This window comes from Allobosea sp. CCNWLY174, assembly GCF_037120455.1.
Lineage (GTDB): Bacteria > Pseudomonadota > Alphaproteobacteria > Rhizobiales > Beijerinckiaceae > Allobosea > Allobosea lupini.
Map to the genome: position 1 here is coordinate 1 of NZ_JBBBBQ010000005.1, position 19162 is coordinate 19162.

17 protein-coding genes are annotated in these 19162 nt (G+C 66.1%); 7 read left to right on the forward strand and 10 right to left on the reverse strand.

Annotation, left to right across the window (positions count from 1 at the left end):
• Nucleotides 1-3662 (reverse strand): beta strand repeat-containing protein (locus tag V7S63_RS16090; protein WP_336530959.1); only part of this gene is annotated, 3662 nt, incomplete at its 3' end.
• Between the two features lie 223 nt (nt 3663-3885).
• Between V7S63_RS16090 and V7S63_RS16095 the strand changes: the two genes are divergently transcribed.
• The 3 genes from V7S63_RS16095 (at nt 3886) to V7S63_RS16105 (ending at nt 6432) form a co-directional block, all read left to right on the forward strand.
• Nucleotides 3886-5058 (forward strand): isovaleryl-CoA dehydrogenase, encoded by a 1173-nt coding sequence (locus tag V7S63_RS16095; RefSeq protein WP_100962313.1) that lies wholly within the window; start codon nt 3886-3888, stop codon nt 5056-5058.
• Nucleotides 5059-5227: 169 nt separating this feature from the next.
• The gene (locus V7S63_RS16100) at nt 5228-5776 is read left to right on the forward strand and encodes a gamma-glutamylcyclotransferase family protein (protein WP_336530960.1); all 549 of its coding nucleotides are present in this window, start codon (nt 5228-5230) and stop codon (nt 5774-5776) included.
• Between the two features lie 146 nt (nt 5777-5922).
• Nucleotides 5923-6432: a DUF3592 domain-containing protein gene (locus V7S63_RS16105; RefSeq protein WP_336530961.1), complete on the forward strand. Its 510-nt coding sequence runs from the start codon at nt 5923-5925 to the stop codon at nt 6430-6432.
• A 68-nt stretch (nt 6433-6500) separates the two neighbouring features.
• Here the strand turns inward: V7S63_RS16105 and V7S63_RS16110 are convergent, their stop codons facing one another.
• From V7S63_RS16110 to V7S63_RS16120, 3 genes are all read right to left on the reverse strand, one after another.
• On the reverse strand, nt 6501-8297 hold the full coding sequence (locus tag V7S63_RS16110) for an ABC transporter ATP-binding protein (RefSeq protein WP_336530962.1): 1797 nt from the start codon (nt 8295-8297) through the stop codon (nt 6501-6503).
• A 337-nt stretch (nt 8298-8634) separates the two neighbouring features.
• Nucleotides 8635-8808, reverse strand: coding sequence for a hypothetical protein (locus V7S63_RS16115; protein WP_158673441.1), 174 nt, complete (start codon nt 8806-8808; stop codon nt 8635-8637).
• Nucleotides 8809-8817: 9 nt separating this feature from the next.
• Nucleotides 8818-9228 carry a rhodanese-like domain-containing protein gene (locus tag V7S63_RS16120; RefSeq protein ID WP_091842171.1) on the reverse strand — a complete coding sequence of 137 codons (411 nt, stop codon included), beginning with the start codon at nt 9226-9228 and terminating at the stop codon, nt 8818-8820.
• 110 nt (nt 9229-9338) lie between these two features.
• On the opposite strand from V7S63_RS16120, the gene V7S63_RS16125 reads away from it, so the two are divergent.
• From V7S63_RS16125 to V7S63_RS16135, 3 genes are all read left to right on the forward strand, one after another.
• Nucleotides 9339-10034, forward strand: a complete 696-nt coding sequence (locus V7S63_RS16125) for a DUF599 domain-containing protein (RefSeq protein WP_336530963.1) — start codon at nt 9339-9341, stop codon at nt 10032-10034.
• Nucleotides 10035-10064: 30 nt separating this feature from the next.
• Complete coding sequence (locus V7S63_RS16130) at nt 10065-10349, forward strand: DUF3253 domain-containing protein (protein ID WP_336530964.1); 285 nt, start codon at nt 10065-10067, stop codon at nt 10347-10349.
• Between the two features lie 180 nt (nt 10350-10529).
• Entirely contained in the window at nt 10530-11756 is a 1227-nt protein-coding gene (locus V7S63_RS16135; protein WP_336530965.1) for a glycosyltransferase, read from the forward strand.
• A 38-nt stretch (nt 11757-11794) separates the two neighbouring features.
• Here V7S63_RS16135 and V7S63_RS16140 read toward each other — a convergent pair whose 3' ends face one another.
• The 5 genes from V7S63_RS16140 to V7S63_RS16160 form a co-directional block, all read right to left on the reverse strand.
• Entirely contained in the window at nt 11795-12604 is an 810-nt protein-coding gene (locus V7S63_RS16140) for a YdcF family protein (protein WP_336530966.1), read from the reverse strand.
• Between the two features lie 241 nt (nt 12605-12845).
• Complete coding sequence (locus V7S63_RS16145) at nt 12846-13361, reverse strand: lysozyme inhibitor LprI family protein (RefSeq protein ID WP_336530967.1); 516 nt, start codon at nt 13359-13361, stop codon at nt 12846-12848.
• A 51-nt stretch (nt 13362-13412) separates the two neighbouring features.
• Nucleotides 13413-14033: a glutathione S-transferase family protein gene (locus V7S63_RS16150; protein WP_336530968.1), complete on the reverse strand. Its 621-nt coding sequence runs from the start codon at nt 14031-14033 to the stop codon at nt 13413-13415.
• Between the two features lie 63 nt (nt 14034-14096).
• Entirely contained in the window at nt 14097-16097 is a 2001-nt protein-coding gene (locus V7S63_RS16155) for an acetyl/propionyl/methylcrotonyl-CoA carboxylase subunit alpha (protein ID WP_336530969.1), read from the reverse strand.
• Between the two features lie 261 nt (nt 16098-16358).
• The gene (locus tag V7S63_RS16160; protein ID WP_336530970.1) at nt 16359-16748 is read right to left on the reverse strand and encodes a hypothetical protein; all 390 of its coding nucleotides are present in this window, start codon (nt 16746-16748) and stop codon (nt 16359-16361) included.
• A 323-nt stretch (nt 16749-17071) separates the two neighbouring features.
• On the opposite strand from V7S63_RS16160, the gene V7S63_RS16165 reads away from it, so the two are divergent.
• On the forward strand, nt 17072-18448 hold the full coding sequence (locus tag V7S63_RS16165; RefSeq protein WP_336530971.1) for a M20/M25/M40 family metallo-hydrolase: 1377 nt from the start codon (nt 17072-17074) through the stop codon (nt 18446-18448).
• 23 nt (nt 18449-18471) lie between these two features.
• On the opposite strand, the gene V7S63_RS16170 is transcribed toward V7S63_RS16165, so the two are convergent.
• A complete protein-coding gene (locus tag V7S63_RS16170) occupies nt 18472-19152 on the reverse strand; it encodes an HAD-IA family hydrolase (RefSeq protein ID WP_336530972.1) in 681 nt (226 codons plus the stop codon).
• Nucleotides 19153-19162: the final 10 nt, after the last annotated feature.

A 19162-nucleotide genomic window follows, 5' to 3' on the forward strand; every position in this document is an offset into this window, starting at 1 on the left:
TAGCTCGTCGACGCCGCGTAGTTGCCGCTCTCGGCCAGGACCTGCACCGTACCGCCCGAGAGCGTCGCCGAGCCCGAGGCGACGATCCTGTCGCTTTGCCCGGCGGCGTTGATCTCGACCTGATAGGTCGAGCCCGAGGCGAAGGAGACATTGCCCGAGACGGTGAGCGTCCCGATCGAATTGCCCGGTGCCACCGTCGCGCCGCTGGCGACGCTCACACCGGCGACCGTGCCGGAGCCACCGAGCGTGCCGCCGTCGAGCGTGACGCTGCTCGCCAGCGAGCCGTTGACGACGAGCTTACCGGACGAGACCTTGGTCGTGCCGGTATAGGTGTTGGCTCCCGTCAGCGTCAGCGTGCCGGTGCCGGTCTTGTCGAACCCGCCATTGCCGCTGATCGACCCGGAGAAGGTCGTCGAGGCGTTGCTGCCGCCAGCCTTCAGTGTCGTGCCGTTGCCGATCTGGATCGCGCCCGCGCCGGCGATCGATGCGGCGGTCACGGCACCCAGCCCATCGCTGATCTGTAATTGCGCGCCGGTTGCGATGATGTAGCCCGACGCCGCCGACATCGCCCGGGCAGCGTCGATGACGACCGCGCCGGCCTCGATCGAGGTCTCGCCGGAATAGCTGTTGGTGCCGGACAGGATCAGCACGCCGGAACCTTGTTTGGTCAGGCCGCCTGTGCCGCTGATGGCGCCATTGAAGCTGATCGCATTGCTGCGATTGAAGACGAGCTGGCCATTGTTGACGACGTCTCCGAGGATCGAGCCGGTCGTGCCGCCATTGCCGATCTGGAGCGTGCCACCCGAGATCGTCGTGCCGCCGGTATAGGTGTTGGTTCCGGTCAGGATCAGCGTGCCCGCGCCCGCCTTGGTAAGCGCGGTGCCGTTCCAGCCGGTCGCAGGGTTCGCAGCCTGATCGGCCAGCACCGCGCCGACCGTGAAGCTGTCGGTGGCATTGGTCAACGTGAAGGTGCCATGAGCGAGAGTGTTGTGGGCGTTCCAGGCCAGGTTGTAGCTGGCGAGATATTGCAGGCCGTCAGCCGATTTGCGGGTGGAGAGGGTGAGGTAGTCCACCGCGCCGCTGAAGCCGCCGACACTGATGCTGGCAAAGTCGCCGCCGATGCCGGAGGTGGTATCGATCAGCACCAGGTCGAGCTGGCTCGCGTCACTGATGCCGCTGAGGTTGAAGGTGACGCCGTTGCCGATCGTGACGCTGTTGGCGGAGAGCACGGGGCTGCCCGTGCCGGCGGCGATGGACAGCGTGGTGGTGTCGCCGAAGGTCACGGTCTGCGCGACGTTCAGCGTCGTCGGCGCCTGGATCGCCAGCGTGCCGCCGGTGACGTTGATGCTGCCGGCCAGATTGATGCTGCCGCCCGATATGCCGTTGCCGAACTGGAGCGTGCCGGCCGAGATCGTCGTGCCGCCGGTATAGGTTTTGGAGCCGGTCAGGGTCAGCGTGCCCGTGCCGGTCTTGACCAGTGAGCCGCCGGCGCCGGAGATGTCGCCGCTCACCTCGGTCGAGAGATTGTTCGAGCCGACGGTGAGCTCATTGGCGCCGAGAACGTAATTGCCGGCGCCCGCGATCGAGCCCGCGCTCAGCTTGCCATCGCCGTTCGGGCCGGTGCTGTTCGAGAAATTGACCGTTCCTCCGGCATCGTTGACGAGGGTGGCATTGCCCGCCGTGCTGTTGTCGAAGAAATATAGATCGCGGCTGTTGTCGATGGTCGCACTGCCCGCCGTGCTGCCTCCGTAAAAATCTATCGAGCCGGAGCCGCCATTGATGATCGTGGCGCTGCCTGCCGTGCTGGCGGCGTAGAATTTCAGAACCCCGAATCTGTTGTCGATAGTGGCGTTCCCTGCCGTGCTGGTGCCCAAGAATTCCAGAAGGTTGTTGTTGGTGATGGTGGCGTTGCCGGCCGTACTCGTATCATAGAAGTACAGAGTGCCACTGCTGCTGTTGGTGATGGTGGCGCTGCCAGCCGTGCTGGCGTTGTTGAAGCTCAGGTATTTTCTGTTGGTGATGACAGCATTGCTCGCCGTGCTTGTTCCATAGAAGTATACATTGTGGGTGTTGGTGATAGTGGCGCTGCCCGCCATGCTGCTCCCGTTGAACGACAGGCTGCCGTTGTTGGCGATGACAGCATTGCCTGCCGTAGCGTTGCCGGAAAAATAGAGAATTCCACTGGAATTGTTCGTGATGGTGGCGCTGCCGGCTGTGCTGTTGCCGTTGAAGGACAATCCATAATTGTTGAAGATTGTGGCGCTGCCCGCGGTGCTGCTGCCGTCGAAAGCCATGCTGTAGGTGTTCGTGATGGTGGCGTTGCCGGCGGTGCTGGTGTCGTTGAACCCCCAGGAGCCGTCGTTGATGATGGTGGCATTGCCCGCCGTGCTGGTGTCATAGAACTGCGTCAGGCCGTAGCCGGTGTTGGTGAAGCTGCTCGTGCCGGCGCTGCTGGTGCCGCGGAAATTCATGCGCCCATTATTCGAGATCGTCGTGACGCCGCTCGTGTCGGCGTTGACGATATTGAATATCGCCCCGTTGCCGACGGTGACCGTCCCCAGAATGGAGCCGACCGCACCGGCAGTGCCAAGCTGCAATGTGCCGCCGGAGATCGTCGTGCCGCCGCTATAGGTGTTGACCCCAGATAAGGTCAGCGTGCCTGTGCCCGTCTTGACCAGCGAGCCGCTGCCGGAGATGACGCCGCTCGCTTCGGTCGAGAGATTGTTAGAGCCGACCGTGAACTGCTTGGCGCCGATGACATAGTTGCCGACGCCCTCGATCGAGCCGGCCGTCATCGCGGCCAATCCGGTGGGATCCGAGATATCAACCGTGCCGCCGGCCTGGGTGATGAAGCGCGCTCCGGCGCTGCTGCCGGCGGCGATGAACTGGGTCGTCGCGCCGGCCGCCGTCGTGATCGTCGCGGAGCCGGCCGTGCTGAAGCCGCGAAAGATCAGGCTGCTCTCGTTGACGATGCTCGCGCTTGCGGCCGAGCTGCTGTCATAGAAGATCAGGCTGCTCGTGTTGGTGATGGTGGCGCTGCCCGCGTTGCTCGTGTCGTAGAAGCTCAGGCTGGCGTTGTTGGTGATGGTGGCGCTTCCAGCCGTGCTCGACGTGTGGAAGTTGATCAGGCCAGCACCATTGTTGACGATCGTCGCGTTGCCGGTCGTGCTGTCGTCATAGAACAGCAGGTAAGCCGTGTTGGTGATGGCGGCGTTGCCGGCCGAGCTGGTGCCGTGGAACTCCGTGAAGAAGCTGTTCGTGATCGAGGCGCTGCCCGCCGAGCTGGCGTTCCGGAAATAGAGGTCGCCGCTGTTGCTGATGGTCGCGCTGCCGCCGTTGACGACGATACCCGCTCCGGTGAATTCCAGTATCCGGTTGTTGCTGAAGCTGTAGTTCGCGGCATTGGCGTTAAACGTCCACCCGCCGATGGTGACATCGTTCGCGAACGACAGGTTCGTAATCGTCGACGTGCCGAAGAAGGCGGTGCCGGTCGGCCGCACCCCGGTGTCCCAGTTCAGGCCGGCATTGAAATTGGTCGAGACCGGCGCCGTGTGCCAGGTCGCATTCTGAGCGTGGGCAGGCGCAACGAGCGCCGTGCCGGCGAGGAGCGCCAGCCGAAGGGCCAAGCCGCCCCATCTGCCGTCGAAAATCAGTCCAGTCACGTCGTGTTCCCCGGCCGCTGCGGAAGGCTTACGCCAGGGCACCGGCAAGGCAATGAACAGCCGTTCACAACCCGGCAAATCGATCCGCTGTGGCGGATTTGCCGCGAACCGCTCCCGAAAGCCTGCGCATCAGTGCAGAACCAACTATCGGCGCATGCCCGCTGACTTGAGGCCCAACCGCGCTATAACCGGGCAAAGGCCTCATCCGAGCCGGGAGGACATCATGCTCGCCAACGCGCCCCGCCCCTTCAATTTCGACCTCGGCGAGACCGCCGACGCGATCCGCGACACCGTCCATGCCTTCGCGCAGGAAAAGATCGCGCCGCGCGCCGAGGAGATCGACCGGACCAACCAGTTCCCGCGCGATCTCTGGCCGGAAATGGGCGCGCTCGGCCTGCACGGCATCACCGTTCCGGAGGAATATGGCGGTGCCGGCCTCGGCTATCTCGAGCATTGCGTCGCGATCGAGGAGGTCTCCAGAGCCTCGGCCTCGGTCGGCCTCAGCTACGGCGCCCATTCCAATCTCTGTGTCAACCAGATCGCCCGCAACGGCAACGATGCGCAGAAGAAGAAGTACCTGCCCAAGCTGATTTCGGGCGAGCATGTCGGCGCGCTCGCCATGTCCGAGCCGGGCTCGGGCTCCGACGTCGTCTCGATGAAGACCAGGGCGGTCAGGAAGGGCGACCGCTATGTCCTGACCGGCAACAAGATGTGGATCACAAACGGCCCGATCGCGGAGACCTTGGTGGTCTACGCCAAGACCGATCCGGAAGCCGGTCCGAAGGGCATCACCGCCTTCCTGATCGAGAAGGGCATGAAGGGGTTCTCGACCCATCAGAAGCTCGACAAGCTCGGCATGCGCGGTTCCGACACCTGCGAGCTCGTCTTCGAGGAGTGCGAGGTTCCCGAGGAGAACGTGCTCGGCTCGGTCGGCCGCGGCGTCAACGTGCTGATGAGCGGGCTCGACTACGAGCGCGTCGTGCTCTCGGCCGGCCCGCTCGGCATCATGCAGGCGGCGATGGACATCGTCCTGCCCTATATCCACGAGCGCAGGCAGTTCGGCCAGCCGATCGGCGAGTTCCAGCTCGTCCAGGGCAAGGTCGCCGACATGTATGTCGCGATGAACTCCTGCAAGGCCTATGTCTACGCCGTCGCCAAGGCCTGCGACCGCGCCGAGACCACGCGCGAGGACGCCGCCGGCGCCATCCTGATCGCCGCCGAGAAGGCGACGCAGCTCGCCCTCGACGCGATCCAGCTGCTCGGCGGCAACGGCTACATCAACGACTACCCGACCGGCCGCCTGCTGCGCGACGCCAAGCTCTACGAGATCGGCGCCGGCACCAGCGAGATCCGCCGCATGCTGATCGGGCGGGAATTGTTCAACAAGACGAAGTGAGGAGGCCTCTTCCTTCTCCCCTCGGGGGAGAAGGTGGCAGCGCGAAGCGCTGACGGATGAGGGAAGGAAGGCATAGACCTGTCCCGCCTCACCCGGTCGAACCGCCCTCATCCCCTGCCGGACCTTCTCCCCCGAGGGGAGAAGGAGGCCACTTCGGTAACCCGCACCAATGCCCCTCTATTTCGCCTATGGCGCCAATATGGATGTCGCCGCGATGCGCGAGCGCTGCCCGCGCTCGAAGCCGCTCGGCCTCGCCCGCTTGCCGCGCCATCGCTTCATCGTCACCACGGACGGCTATGCCTCGGTGCTCCGCGACCCGCGCGAGAGCGTCCATGGCGTGCTCTGGGATTGCGCGCTCGGCGATATCCGCACCCTCGACAAGTTCGAGGAGCTGGCGAGCGGTCTCTACATCAAGATCAATCAGCCGGTCGTGGTCGAGGGCGGCGCCAAGCGCGCTCTGATCTATGTCGGGCGCAGTGCGCAGATCGGAAAGCCCCGCCCCGGCTATCTCGAGAGCGTCATCGCCAGTGCCAGAAACTGGGCTTTGCCAGAGACTTACCTGACCGGCATGAATCGCTTTCTGAGCAAGCCGATGCAGGATGACAAGCCGCCGGCTCGCGATCTGGATGAGCCGCTGCCTGCCGGCCCGGTCGCCGGGGTGAGGCCGCGCGCGGCCGCGCCGAGCTCGGCGATCCGCGCCGCCAAGGCATCGAAATAGTTCGACTTTCGAAAGATTGACGCAGGCGCATGCACGCCATGCGCGAGGCCCTCCGGACCGCGAAAATCGCGCTGGCTGGGACAGGCGGCAGGCGTCCGGCCGGAAGTGCCGGGCTCCTTTCCCGAACTGTCTCGATGGAGGCCCCAATGAGCGGAATCGTCGGCTGGATCACCGGCAAGATCAAATGGCTGCTGCTGATCGCAGCGATCGGAGGGCCGGTCCTCGCCTTCTTCAGCTGGCAGGATGGCGAGCGTGTCAGGACGATCGCGGCGAAGGGCATCGAGGCACAGGCCTCGGTCGAGGGCGCGACCCGGACCAAGCGCCGCCGCGGGGGTACCAGCTATTCTGTCGACCTCGCCTGGAAGGATGCAGCGGGCAAGGACCGCAGCGCCGAGAAGGTCTCGGTCTCGAACGAGTTCGCCAATCGCATCGTCAGGAACGACAAGCTCACGGTCGACACGCTGAAGATCAAGTACCTGCCGGACGAGCCCGGCAAGGACGCCGTGATCATCGCCGACGATGCCGCCAGGCAGGCCGAACAGGACAGCGAGATGATCTATGTCGGCGCCGGAGCCGGCGCGATCGGCATCCTCGGCTCGGGGCTGTTCTTCCTGCTCGGGCGGCGGCGCTCGGAGGGTGAAGAGCAGGCCGCCTGATCGCAGCGACACCGACATGAAAAAGGGCCGCTCACACGGCCCTTTCCCTTGTTGCGAAGGCAGTGGCTCTACACCACCAGCCCCTTGGCCAGCTCGCTGACCTGCTTCTCGAACAGCGCCCGGTAGATGCCGCCGTCATGGCTCAGCAGCGCCTCATGCCGGCCCTCTTCCACGACCTTGCCGCGGTCGAAGACCAGGATGCGGTCCATGGCGCGCACCGTCGAGAGCCGGTGGGCGATGACGATGGTGGTGCGGCCTTCCATCAGCCGCTCCATCGCCTCCTGGATCAGCGCCTCCGATTCCGAATCGAGGCTCGAGGTCGCCTCGTCCAGGATCAGGATCGGCGCATCGGCCAGGAAGGCGCGTGCCAGCGCCACCCTCTGCCGCTCGCCGCCCGAGAGCTTGACGCCGCGCTCGCCGACGAGCGTGCCGTAGCCCTTCGGCAGGCGCATGATGAACTCATGCGCGTTGGCGAGCTTCGCCGCCTGCTCGATCTGCGCCATGCTGGCGCCCGGCCGGCCATAGGCGATGTTCTCCGCCAGCGAGCGGTGGAACAGCACCGGCTCCTGCTGCACGATCGCGATCTGCGCCCGCAGGGATGCCTGCGTCGCCGAGGCGATGTCGCGCCCGTCGATGGCGATGCGCCCGTCGGTGACGTCGTAGAGACGCTGCACCAGCTTGACGAAGGTGGTCTTGCCGGAGCCGGAGCGCCCGACCAGACCGACCTTCTCGCCCGCTTTGATCGTCAGCGAGAAATCGCGATAGAGCGGCTCGATGTGGCCTCCATAGTGGAAGGTCACCCGCTCGAAGGCGATCTCACCGGCGGTCACGTCCATCGCCGTCGCGCCGGGACGATCCGGCACGCCGAAGGGCAGCGAATGCATCGCGACCAGCTCCTCCATGTCGTTCACCGAACGCTGGAGGTTATGCACGTGCTGGCCGACATCGCGCAGATAGCCATGCACGACGGCATAGCTGGTCAGCACGAAGGCGACGTCGCCGGGCGAGGCCTGGCCATTGGCCCAGAGCCAGATCACCAGGCCGATCACCGCGGCCCGCAGCGCCAGCAGGACGATCTGTTGCGCGGTTCCCGACCAGGTTCCACGCACCCAGGTCCGCCGCGTCCGCCCGGCCCACTTCGCCAGCACGCCGGTCAGGCGGCTGTCCTCGCGCGCCTCGGCACCGAACGCCTTGACCACCGGGTTGCACGAGATCGAGTCGGCCAGCGCGCCGCCGAGCCTCGTGTCCCAGCTGTTGGCGAGCGTCGCCGCCGGCGCGACGAAGCGCAGCGACAGCAGGATCGTCACGGCGCAGTAGATCAGCGCGCCGGCCAGGACGACCGCGCCCATCGCCGGCCAGTGCCAGGCCAGCAGCACCGTCGTGCCGAGCAGCACGATCAATGACGGCAAGAGCGCGATCACGATCGTGTCGGTCAGCAGGTCGAGCGCCCACATGCCGCGCGTGATCTTGCGCACTGTCGAGCCGGCAAAGTTGTTGGCATGCCAGTCGGTCGAGAAGCGCTGCAGGCGGGCGAAAGCCTCGCGTGCCACGTCACTCATGGTGCGCAGCGTCATCGCGGTGATGCCGATGAAGGACAGGTGCCGGAAGAACACCGTGCCCGCGCCGAGCGCGATCATCATCGCGAGCGCGACGAGCGCGGCCTGGAGCCCGCTCGCCTTCTCGCCGGCGACCGCATCGACCAGCCGCCCGGCGTAGAGCGGCATGAACAGGTCGGCGGCCGTCGCCGCCATCACGGTGAAGACCACGCCGGCGACGCGCCAGCGTTGGCGGCCCCAATGCGAAAATGTGAAGCCGAGAACGGCACGGAACGGCTCCTGCCGCTCCGTCTTGGGAGAAAGAGACATGAAAGCATCCGGTCCCGAGAGACCGGCTCCAAATTCAGGCGAAGCGCAGCAAAGGCCGCGGCTTCAGAAAACGTGTCTGGAAATGATGGCTCGGGCCGCCGAAGAGGCGGGCCTCGTGCTGATCCGACCTAGTGGAGGCGGGATCGCATGGCGGGAGCGACGATGGTTGCGAATTCCATTCAGCCCTCCCTTTCCTGAGTTGGAGCCAAGGCAGGCAAGATGCCTGATGCCCGCTTAGTGTGCAAGCTGCGTCCGATGCATGGGACGGTTGCAATGAAGACCGATGGGTCTTCGCATTGCAGTCATGATCTTGAATGACGCGCGGGCCGCGCGCGCGTCACCAGAACAGAGCCAGCAGCCTCATCCCGATCACCAGCAGGAACGCCGCGATGATCGTGCCGAGCACGCGCTGGCGCTTGCCCCGGTCGGGGAATTGCTTCGCCAGCAGGCGTCCGAGCGGCTTGCGGAAGAGAAAGCAGATGACAAGAAAAACGACGACGTAATGGGACAAGCGGCGCGCTCAGCCTTGCTTCGGCTCAGGCGCATCGAACGGAGCGCCGGCCTTCTTCCAGGCGCCGAAGCCGCCCTCGATGTGCGCGACCGGTTTCAGGCCCATATCCTGTGCCGTCTTGGCCGCCAGCGCCGAGCGCCAGCCGCCGGCGCAGAAGAAGACGAACTGCTTGTCCTCCTGGAAGACCGGCTTGGCATAGGGGCTGTCCGGATCGATCCAGAATTCCAGCATGCCGCGCGGGCAATGGAAGGCACCGGGCATGCGCCCTTCCCGCTCGAGCTCGCGCGGATCGCGCAGATCGACGAAGACGACATCGCCCCGCCCGACCAGGCCCTTCGCCTCGTCGACCGAGAGCGTCTTCACAGCAGCTTCCGCCTCGGCCAGCAGCGCCTTGTAGCCCTTGGTTATCGTCTGCGGCACGGCCGGCCCTCCCTTGCGAGGCCGGCAAAGTGGCGGCTGCGACGGCCGGCGTCAATCGACAGGCTTGCAGGTACGCGCTGGCCTCGCCAATCTGCCGGTCGGAGGGGCTCATGGCCGGATTCGGACCGCTCGACCTGATCGCGATCGCCTTCTTCGCCGCCGCCTGGGTCGGCTATCTCCTAGCCGTCGAAGTCGGCCCGCATGCGCGGCGCAGCCTCAACGCGCTGATGAACGAGCGCCGCGAGCGCTGGATCATGGAATCGGTCAGGCGTGAGAACCGGATCATCGACACGCAGGTGATGAACGGCCTGCAGAACGGCACCGCCTTCTTCGCCTCGACCTCGCTGATCGCCATCGGCGGCTCGCTGACGCTGCTGCAATCGGCCGACCGCGTCGTCCAGATCTTCGCCGACCTGCCCTTCGCCACGCAGACGACGCGCACTGCCTGGGAGATCAAGGTCATCGGACTCGCGGTGATCTTCGCCTATGCCTTCTTCAAGTTCGGCTGGGCCTACCGATTGTTCAACTACTGCGCCATCCTGATCGGTGCGATCCCGCCTCATACCGAAGCCGACAAGCCTGAGACGCTCGCGGCGGCGCGCGAGGCGGTGGCGATGAACGTCGCGGCCGGGCTGCACTTCAACCGCGGCCAGCGCGCCTTCTTCTTCGCGCTCGCCTATCTCGGCTGGTTCATCTCGCCCTGGCTCTTCCTGATCGCCACCGCGGCGGTGCTGACGGTGATGTGGCGCCGGCAATTCGCCTCGGATTCGGCCGCAGCGGTCGGCGCGGGAAGCAAGGCCGCTTGACGAAGCTCCGCCGCCGGCCCAGCAAGCGGCATGACCAGACCGACCGATGAAGACCTCGCCGAGACCATCCTGCGCCTCGCGGCCGAACGCGGCGACGAGCGTACGCTCGGGCCGATGGACGTCGCCCGCGCCCTAGGCGGCGACCATCCCGATGGCTGGGGTCCGCTGATGCAGCCGATCCGCCGCGTCGCGGTGCAGCTGATGAAGGACGGCAGGCTGGTCATCACCCGGAAAGGCCGTCCGGTCGATCCCGACGATTTCCGCGGCGTCTATCGCCTGCGCCTGCCGGGACATGAAGGGGCGGAGCAGGACTAGGGCGTGCCAAGGCGGCCTGCTTGCATCGTGCCGCGGTGAGGCAACAAAAAAGGGCCGAGGAATGCCTCCGCCCTTTGCCACTATCATCGTCTAACGCACCCCGGGACTTGCGGCAAGCCCCCCTCCATGGACTAGCAACGCTGCCCTCGGCCTGATCCCCAGGCCGAAGGGAGTAGAAAAATGCGTGTACTGCTATCGACTTACGGCTCGCGCGGCGACGTCGAACCCATGGTTGCGCTGGCCGTTGAATTGCAGACGCTCGGCGTAGAGGCCATCGTTTCGGCCCCTCCGGACCAGGAATTCATCGACCTGCTGGCGCGCGCCGGCGTGCCGCTCGCACCGGCCTTCATGCCGATCCGCCAATGGGTAGCTGATCGGGCAAAGCCTCGGGCGGCCGCGGATTTCCATAGCCTGGCATCCGACATGATGGCTGCGCAGTTCGCCGCCATCTCCGAAGCGGCCGAAGGATGCGATGCGATCGTCGCGACCGGCCTGTTTCCGTCCGTAGGCGCTGCACGGTCTGTCGCCGAGCTCAGGGGCCTTGCCTATCGGCACGTCACCTTCTGCCCGTTCTTCCTGCCGTCGCATCACCATCGGCCGTTCTTCTATCCGGGCCATCCTCTGCCCGCGGGCGTGACCGACAACCGGGCATTGTGGGACTTCAATGCCGGGACAGTGAATGCGCTGTTCGGCGAGGCGCTTACGACCCATCGCGTATCGGTGGGCCTGCCGCCCGTGGACAGCGCTCGCGATCTTGTTCTCGGCGAGCGGCCGCTGCTGGCCTCCGACCCGGTGCTATGGCCATGGCAGCCGACCGATCTTTGCGACGCTGTTCAGACCGGCGCCTGGATCCTGCCTGATCAGCGGCCGCTCTCCGCAGAACTGATGGCATTCCTCGAGGAGGGCGAACGTCCGATCTATGTGGGTTTCGGCAGCATGTCGCTACCATCCGTCAAGGAGGCTGCACACGTCGCGACCGACGTCATCCGGGCGCAAGGGCGCCGCATCGTGGTGCTTGGAGGCTGGGCAGGGCTTGCGCCCGGCGAAGATCGGGACGACTGCTTCTCCATCGCCGGCGACGTCAATCAGCAGGCGCTGTTTCCGCGCATGGCGGCCGTCGTGCACCATGGCGGCGCGGGCACGACGGTCGCGGCCGCCCGCGCCGGCGTGCCGCAGCTCATCGTCCCCCAAGTCGTGGATCAGCCCTGTTGGGCTGTCCGCGTGGCGGAGCTGGGCATCGGCGCGGCCAATGACGGCTCGACGCCGACCCGCGAGTCCTTGTCCGCAGCGCTGGCCATCGCCTTTGCACCCGAGACTGGAGCACGGGCGTCCGCAGTGGCACGCACGATCCGCACCGATGGAGCGCAAGTTGCCGCGAAGCTGCTGATCGAAGCGACGGGCCGGTAATCATTGCACCGGACGATCCGGTCGGCAGGCGCCGTTCCTTATCGGGCGGCACCTGCTGGCCTCGGACCCGGAAACAGCGCATCGCTGTAGCCGGCGAGATAATAGGCGACGAGCCCGACCCATTCCTTGAAGGCGTCGTCGGCGATATCGAGACCGCGCGACGCCTTGCGGTAAGGCTGAACATAGTCTGCCGACGTGCCGGCCGAGAGGAAGTCGACCGGGAAGGCCTCGACCTGGAATCCTGCCTTGCGGAACACGCCCATGGCGCGCGGCATGTGCCAGGCTGAGGTCACCAGCAGCCAGCGCTCGCCCGGCTTGGGATCGACCAGCCGGCGGGTGAACACCGCATTCTCCAGCGTATTGCGCGACTTGTCCTCGAGGACGAGGCGGCTTTCCGGCAGGCCGAGCCCGAGGAACAGCAGCCGCGCCCCGTCTGCCTCGGTCCGCACCACCGGCGAGAGCAGATTGCCGCCCCCTCCGGCGAAGACCAGCTTCGCCTCGGGATGGGCGCGGGCAAGCTCCACCGCCTTGGTCATCCGCGCTGCGGCATAGTTGAGCACGATGTCCTCGCGCGCCACGCCGATTGCGCCGCCGAGCACGATGATGCCGTCGACCTTGCCGGAGTTGACCGCCTGCTGCGGGAAACGATCCTCCAACGGCCTGACGACGATGCGCGGCAACGGGCTGAAGGCGAGCAGACCGAGCACGACGACGCAGATCAGCCCGAGCCAGCGCCCCGGCCCGGAAAAGCGCGTGAAGGCGAGCAGGCTCGCCAGCACCAGCCCGAGGATGGCGAGATTCACCGGCGAGGCCAGGAACCAGAGGATCTTTGAGAGGGTGAAGAACATGGCTTTCTTGAACAGACCCGCCTCCCCTTACGCGCAGAAAGCTGACAGGCCGTTAGGAAACGGCTGAGGGCGGCGGGAGTTCGATAAGGGATCGCATTCACGTTGCGGTGAAGGCCGTGCGGCTCCAGCCGTCATTCTCGGGCGGAGCGAAGCGCAGACCCGAGAATCTCAGGGCAAGACGACGCTGCCCAGCGCCCTATCCGGCCTGAGACGGTCGCTCAAGGCCGACCATGACGCGATATTACCGGATGATCTGCGGCGGCTGCGCCGGCGGGCGGCGGGTCTGCCGTGCCGCCAGGCGCTCGATCTCCAGCGCCCGCTCCGCCACCTCGCGCAGTTCGCAGCCCGCCTGCAGCCCGGCCGAGCGCGCCGGCGGCTGCGAGGCGCCATAGAAAGCGCATTTCTGGACGGCGTAGCTCTGCCAGGCCAGCTGCAGTGCCGCGAACTGGCTGCGCGCCCCGGCGTCGAGCGAGCGCTCCAAGGCCGTGCCCGCCAATGTCAGCCGCTCGCGCCAGACCGCCTCCTCACGCCTCGCGCAGGAGATCTCGGCCTGGGCGCGATCATTGCCCGACGCGGCGCTGACGCAGGGCACCGCGACGAGGCCGATGCAGGCGGGACTGGCGGCAAGGCCCTGTCTGACGCAATTCGCCACCTGCATGCGATCGCCGGATTGCACCGGATTGGTCGGCACCTGCGCGAGCGCTGCCGCACAGGAAAATTGCGCTATCAGGACGGGAATGACGAGGAAACCGCGCATGGCGGCGATCATGACCGCCAAATCGGGCGGGTCAAGCGCGGGCTGCCGTCCTCACGTGATCGGCAACGGCATGGCGGGTCCCGCCGCCGGCCGTGCCGAAACCTGCGCATACCAGCGGCGGATATTGGGCCAGTCCTTCTGCGCCACCGGCATGTGGAGCCAGCGATGCGCGCCGAGCGCCACCGCGATGTCGCCCATGCCGAAGCGCTCGTTGGCGACGTAGGACCGCCCCGCCAGATGCGCTTCGAGGATATCGAGCTTGGCTTCGGCCTTGGCGACCGAGGCAGCGATCACCGCCTCGTCGGTATAGCCCGGCGTCTTGCGGATCAGCCCCCAGAAGGCCGGTGTCATCGACGGCTGCAATTCTGACAGCATCCAGTCCATCCAGCGATCGGCCTCGGCGCGTCTGGCCGGGTCCTCCTCCCAGATCCAGCCGGCGCCGTAGCGGGCCGCGAGATAGCGCACGATGCTGGTCGATTCCCAGATGACGATCTCGCCATCCTCAAGCGTCGGCACCTGGCCGTTCGGATTCTTGGCGAGATAGGCCGGCTCGTGATTGCCGCCGAACTGGCCGCCGACATCGATCCGCTCGAAGGGCTGGCCGACTTCGCCGGCGGCCCAGACCACTTTCTGCACATTGATGGAGCTGATCCGCCCCCAGATCGTCAGCATGGTCGCCACCTTCGCATGATAGGGCGGCGACAATCATCCGGCCGCCCCGCGAAGGCAAGCGCCTCAGGCGAATTCCATGATGACGGCGTCCACCGCCAGCGAATCGCCCTCCTTCGCCAGGATCTTGGCGATGGTGACGTCCTTCTCGGCGCGCAGCACGTTCTCCATCTTCATCGCCTCGACCATGGCGAGCGGCTCGCCCGCCTTGACCTCCTGCCCGACCGCAACGAGCAGTGCCTTGACCAGGCCGGGCATCGGGCAAAGCAGGAACTTGCCGGTGTCGGCAGCAACCTTCTCGGGCATCAGCGCGGCGAGTTCCGCCTCGCGCGGCGTGTAGACATGGGCGTTGGCATAGGCGCCGGCATGGCCGAGCGCGACGCCGTTCAGGATCGGCCGGACCTGCGCGGCGATCGAAACGCCGTCGATCGTGCCGCGCCAGACCGACTCGCCCGGCCGCCAGTCGCTGGCGACGGTGAGGCTGCGCTCGGGAAAGGCGATCGTCACCGCCCCGCCTTGCTCCGTGACTTCACCCTCGAAGCGCTCGCCGCCGAGCGAGACGATGCGGGTGCGTTCGAACTCGACCTTGCGCCAGCCCTCCATCTGCGCCGAGACGTGGCGCTTGCGGCTGTTCAGGCGATGGTCGCAGGCGATCGCAATCGCCGCCATGCGCAAGGCGATCTCGCCCTCCGGCTGCGGCAGCGAGAAGCCTTCCGGGAACTCCTCGGCGATGAAGCCGGTCGAGAGGTTGCCCGAGATCCAGCGCGGATGCTGCATCACCGCTGCGACGAAGGGGATGTTGTGCCGGATGCCGTCGATGGCGAAGGCATCGAGCGCCCGCGCCTGCGCCTTGATCGCCGCCTCGCGCGTCGGCGCATGCGTCACCAGCTTGGCGATCATCGGATCATAGTAGATCGAGATCTCGCCGCCCTCGAACACGCCGGTGTCGTTGCGCACGGTGGCGTCGCCATCCGGCCCCTCGCTCGGCGGGCGATAGGTGACGAGCCGGCCGGTCGAGGGCAGGAAGTTGCGGGTCGGATCTTCGGCATAGACTCTGGATTCGACCGCCCAGCCATTGAGCTTCACATCGGCCTGGCTGATCGCGAGCTCCTCGCCATAGGCGACGCGGATCATTTGCTCGACCAGGTCGATGCCGGTGATCATCTCGGTCACCGGATGCTCGACCTGGAGGCGCGTGTTCATCTCAAGGAAGTAGAAGGACCTGTCCTGGCCGGCGACGAACTCGACCGTGCCGGCGCTGTCGTAGTTCACGGCCTTGGCCAGCGCGACCGCCTGTTCGCCCATCTTGCGGCGCGTGGCTTCGTCGAGCAGCGGCGACGGCGCTTCCTCGAGGACCTTCTGGTTGCGGCGCTGGATCGAGCATTCGCGCTCACCGAGATAGATGACGTTGCCGTGCTTGTCGCCCAGCACCTGGATCTCGATATGGCGGGGATCGACGATGAACTTCTCGACGAAGACGCGGTCGTCGCCGAAGGAGGACGCCGCCTCCGACTTGGCGCGGGCGAAGCCTTCCGCCACCTCGCCGGCCGAATGGGCGATGCGCATGCCCTTGCCGCCGCCGCCGGCCGAGGCCTTGATCATCACGGGATAGCCGATTTCGTCGGCGATCTTCACGGCGTGCTCGGGGTTCTCGATCACGCCGAGATAGCCTGGAACCGTCGAGACCTCGGCGGCAGCTGCCGCCTTCTTCGATTCGATCTTGTCGCCCATCGCAGCGATGGCGCCCGGATTGGGGCCGATGAAGACGATGCCGTTCTCCTTCAGCGCCTTCGCGAAGGCCTCGCGCTCGGAGAGGAAGCCATAGCCGGGATGCACGGCCTGCGCACCCGTCTGCTTGCAGGCGGCAATGATCTTGTCGATCTGGAGATAGGATTCGGCGGCTGGGGCGGCGCCGATATGCACGGCCTCGTCGGCCATCTCGACATGCAAGGCATCGCGGTCGGCGTCAGAATAGACCGCAACCGTCGCGATCCCCATCCGCTTTGCCGTCTTGATGACGCGGCAGGCGATCTCGCCACGGTTCGCGATCAGGATCTTCGAGAACATGCGTGGCGTCCCCCCGGCCCGGAGCTTTGATTGTGCAGTGCGGGCTTTACGGGAGGCAAGCGCATCCGTCCACTGATGCGAAAGTTTTGTAACGTGCGCAAACGCCCGGCGGCGGCCGGGCGCTAGAGCACGCTCCGATCAGCTTGCACCGCAAGCTGATCGGAAAAGCGTTCTCCATTTTAAAGTGAGAGACGGATTCACCGACCAGATTGATCCAATCTGGTCGGATCCGGCTCTTGTGCTCCAATCAGTCAATCGATCTCAGCTCGCCAGGGTCACGCGCTGGGCGATCGGGGCGGTGGAAATCCGGGCATCGGCCTTGCGCAGGGCAAAGCTGACCAGGGCCTCGTCGCAGGACTCGGCTTCGCGGACGACCTCGAAGGCGATCTTCTGCGCCAGAGGCGTCGGACCGTCGCCGGCCGAGAGCGTCGTCACCAGCCAGTGCGCCTTGTCACGGTCGATCCGGCCGGTCGGGCGGCTTTCCCAGACCGAGAAGTCGACGCAGAAGGCCAGCAATACATCGGCGAAGAGCGGCGACTTGTCGGCGACGGCACGGTCGAGCGCCACCAGCACATCGATGATGTCACGGGTCAGGACGACCTCGTGCAAGATTTCACGCTGAAGAATTCGGACGTCTTCATCGTCGATCACGCGCCTGTCCATCACGTGATCGACGAATTCGCGAAGTTCGTGGCCAATCATCGTTCAACCCCTGTCCGACGTTGTTTCGTGTCGGTTTGTCCCTGTCGTGTGAAGACGATGCGACCAGGCCAGTCAGCAGGTGGTTAACACGCAAATCTGAACGCCTGTTCAGGTTAAACGGTCCTGAGTCAGCGTGGTTGCGAGGATATTACTGGCCCACCTGGACCGCGTGCCGGCAAGCGGTTTTCCGGACTGCGTTTGGCGCATTGGACGCGGCCAAGCATGGCACTCTACCGTGCCGCAGGATCAGAACTCGGGCAGGCGGCGCGACCATGGCTTCTTCCGACACGCTGGCTGCCGTCTTCGCGCATATCGAGGCGAACCGCAGCGCCTTCCTCGATCGCCTGCTCGCCTATCTGCGTCACCCCAGCATCAGCGCGCAGAATATCGGCATCGCCGAGGTCGGCGCGTTGCTGGTCGAGATGCTGACGAAGATCGGGCTGGAGACCAGCCTGGTACCGACCGACGGGCACCCGATGGTGGTCGCCCGCTGGCAGAAGGCGCCTGGCAAGCCGACGGTGCTGCTCTACGGCCATTACGACGTGCAGCCGCCGGACCCGCTCGACAAATGGCTCTCGCCGCCCTTCGAGCCGACGATCCGCGACGGCCGGATCTATGCGCGCGGCGTCGGCGACAACAAGGGCCAGCACTTCGCCCAGATCCTCGCGATCGAATCCCATCTTGCGGTGCACGGCACCCTGCCCTGCAACGTCATCCTGCTGCTCGAGGGCGAGGAGGAGATCGGCAGCCCGAACATCGCCGGCTTCGTCGAGGCCAACAGGGCGATGCTCAGGGCCGATCTCGCCGTCACCGCGGACGGCCCGCGCCATGCCAGCGGCGCGGCCGCGATCAAGTTCGGCTCGCGCGGTGTCGTCTCTTTCGAATTGCGCTGCCGGCATGCCGTCCGCGACGTGCATTCCGGCAATTTCGGCGGCGTCGTGCCGAACCCGATCTGGACGCTGGTGCATCTGCTCGGCACCATGAAGAATGCCGAAGGCGAGATCACGATTCCCGGGCTGCACGACGACATCGAAGCGCCGACAACCGAGGAACTCGCCGCGATAGACGCCCTGCCGCTCGACATCGAGGCGGTGAAGCACAGCCTGGGTCTGACCAGGCTCGACGCGCCGGCCGATCGGCCCTTCTACGAGCGCCTCTGCTTCCGGCCGACCCTGACCATCAACGGCTTCCATGGCGGCTATGGCGGCCCCGGCTCCAAGACGGTGCTGCCCAACGAAGCCATGGTGAAATGCGACATCCGCCTGGTCGAGGCGCAGGACCCTGAGGACATCCTGCGCAAGGTCGCCGCGCATGTGGCGCAGCATGCGCCGGAGGTCGAGTTCATCGCTGCTGATGCCGGCATGCAGCCCTCGAAGACGCCGATCGCCTCACCCTTCACCGCGCCTTTGCGCCGAGCTTTCGTCGCGGCGCAGGGCGTCGAGCCGCTGCTGATCCCGGCCGGCTTCGGCAGCTTGCCCGGCTACGTCTTCACCAAGATCCTCGGCATTCCCGCCTTCGTCACGCCCTATGCCAATCCGGACGAGGCGAACCACGCGCCGAACGAGAACCTGACGCTCGACTGCTTCTATAGCGGGCTGCGCACCGGCGCGGCGCTGCTGTACGAACTCGGCCAGCTCGAAGCGCCCTGAACGCCTGCCAGGGCCACTCGCCCTCAGGCCGGCTCGGTCACCGTCAGCCCGTCGACGATCCCGGTCAGCTCGGCGCAAGCTTCGATCACATGCCGCGCGCCGGCCGCCCGCAGCGCCGCGACCGGCTGGAAGCCCCAGGAGACCGCGACCGGGGTCACACCAGCCGCCACCGCCATCTCCATGTCGAAGGTGCTGTCGCCGACCATGAGCGTCCGCTCTGGCCTGGCTCCGGTTTCGGCCATCGCCCGCAGGATCATCTCCGGATGCGGCTTCGAGATCGCATCATCAGCAGTCTGGATCGTCTTGAACATCGGCGCCCAACCATGGCGCTCGACGATGTAGTCGGCGCCGCGGCGTGATTTGCCGGTGGCGATGCCGAGCACGGTGGCAGGCCGCTGCGACAGCCCCGCCAGCAGCTCGACCACACCGGGGAAGAGCGGCTCGGCCAGCGCTGGGTCGGTCTCCGCCTGCTGCCGCATGCCGTTGAAGACCTCGCGATAGGTCTGCGTCAGCACATCGTCCGGCTCGGTGAGCCCGGCGACTCGCATCAGCGCGATGTCGAGGGTCAATCCGATGACGCCGAGCCCGGCCTCGCGGCCCGGGTGCGGTCGGCCACAGCGCGCAAAGGTCTCGTATTGCGCGCCGAGGATGATCGCCTCGGAATTGACCAGCGTGCCGTCGAGATCGAAGATGATGAGGTCCATGTGCCGCGCT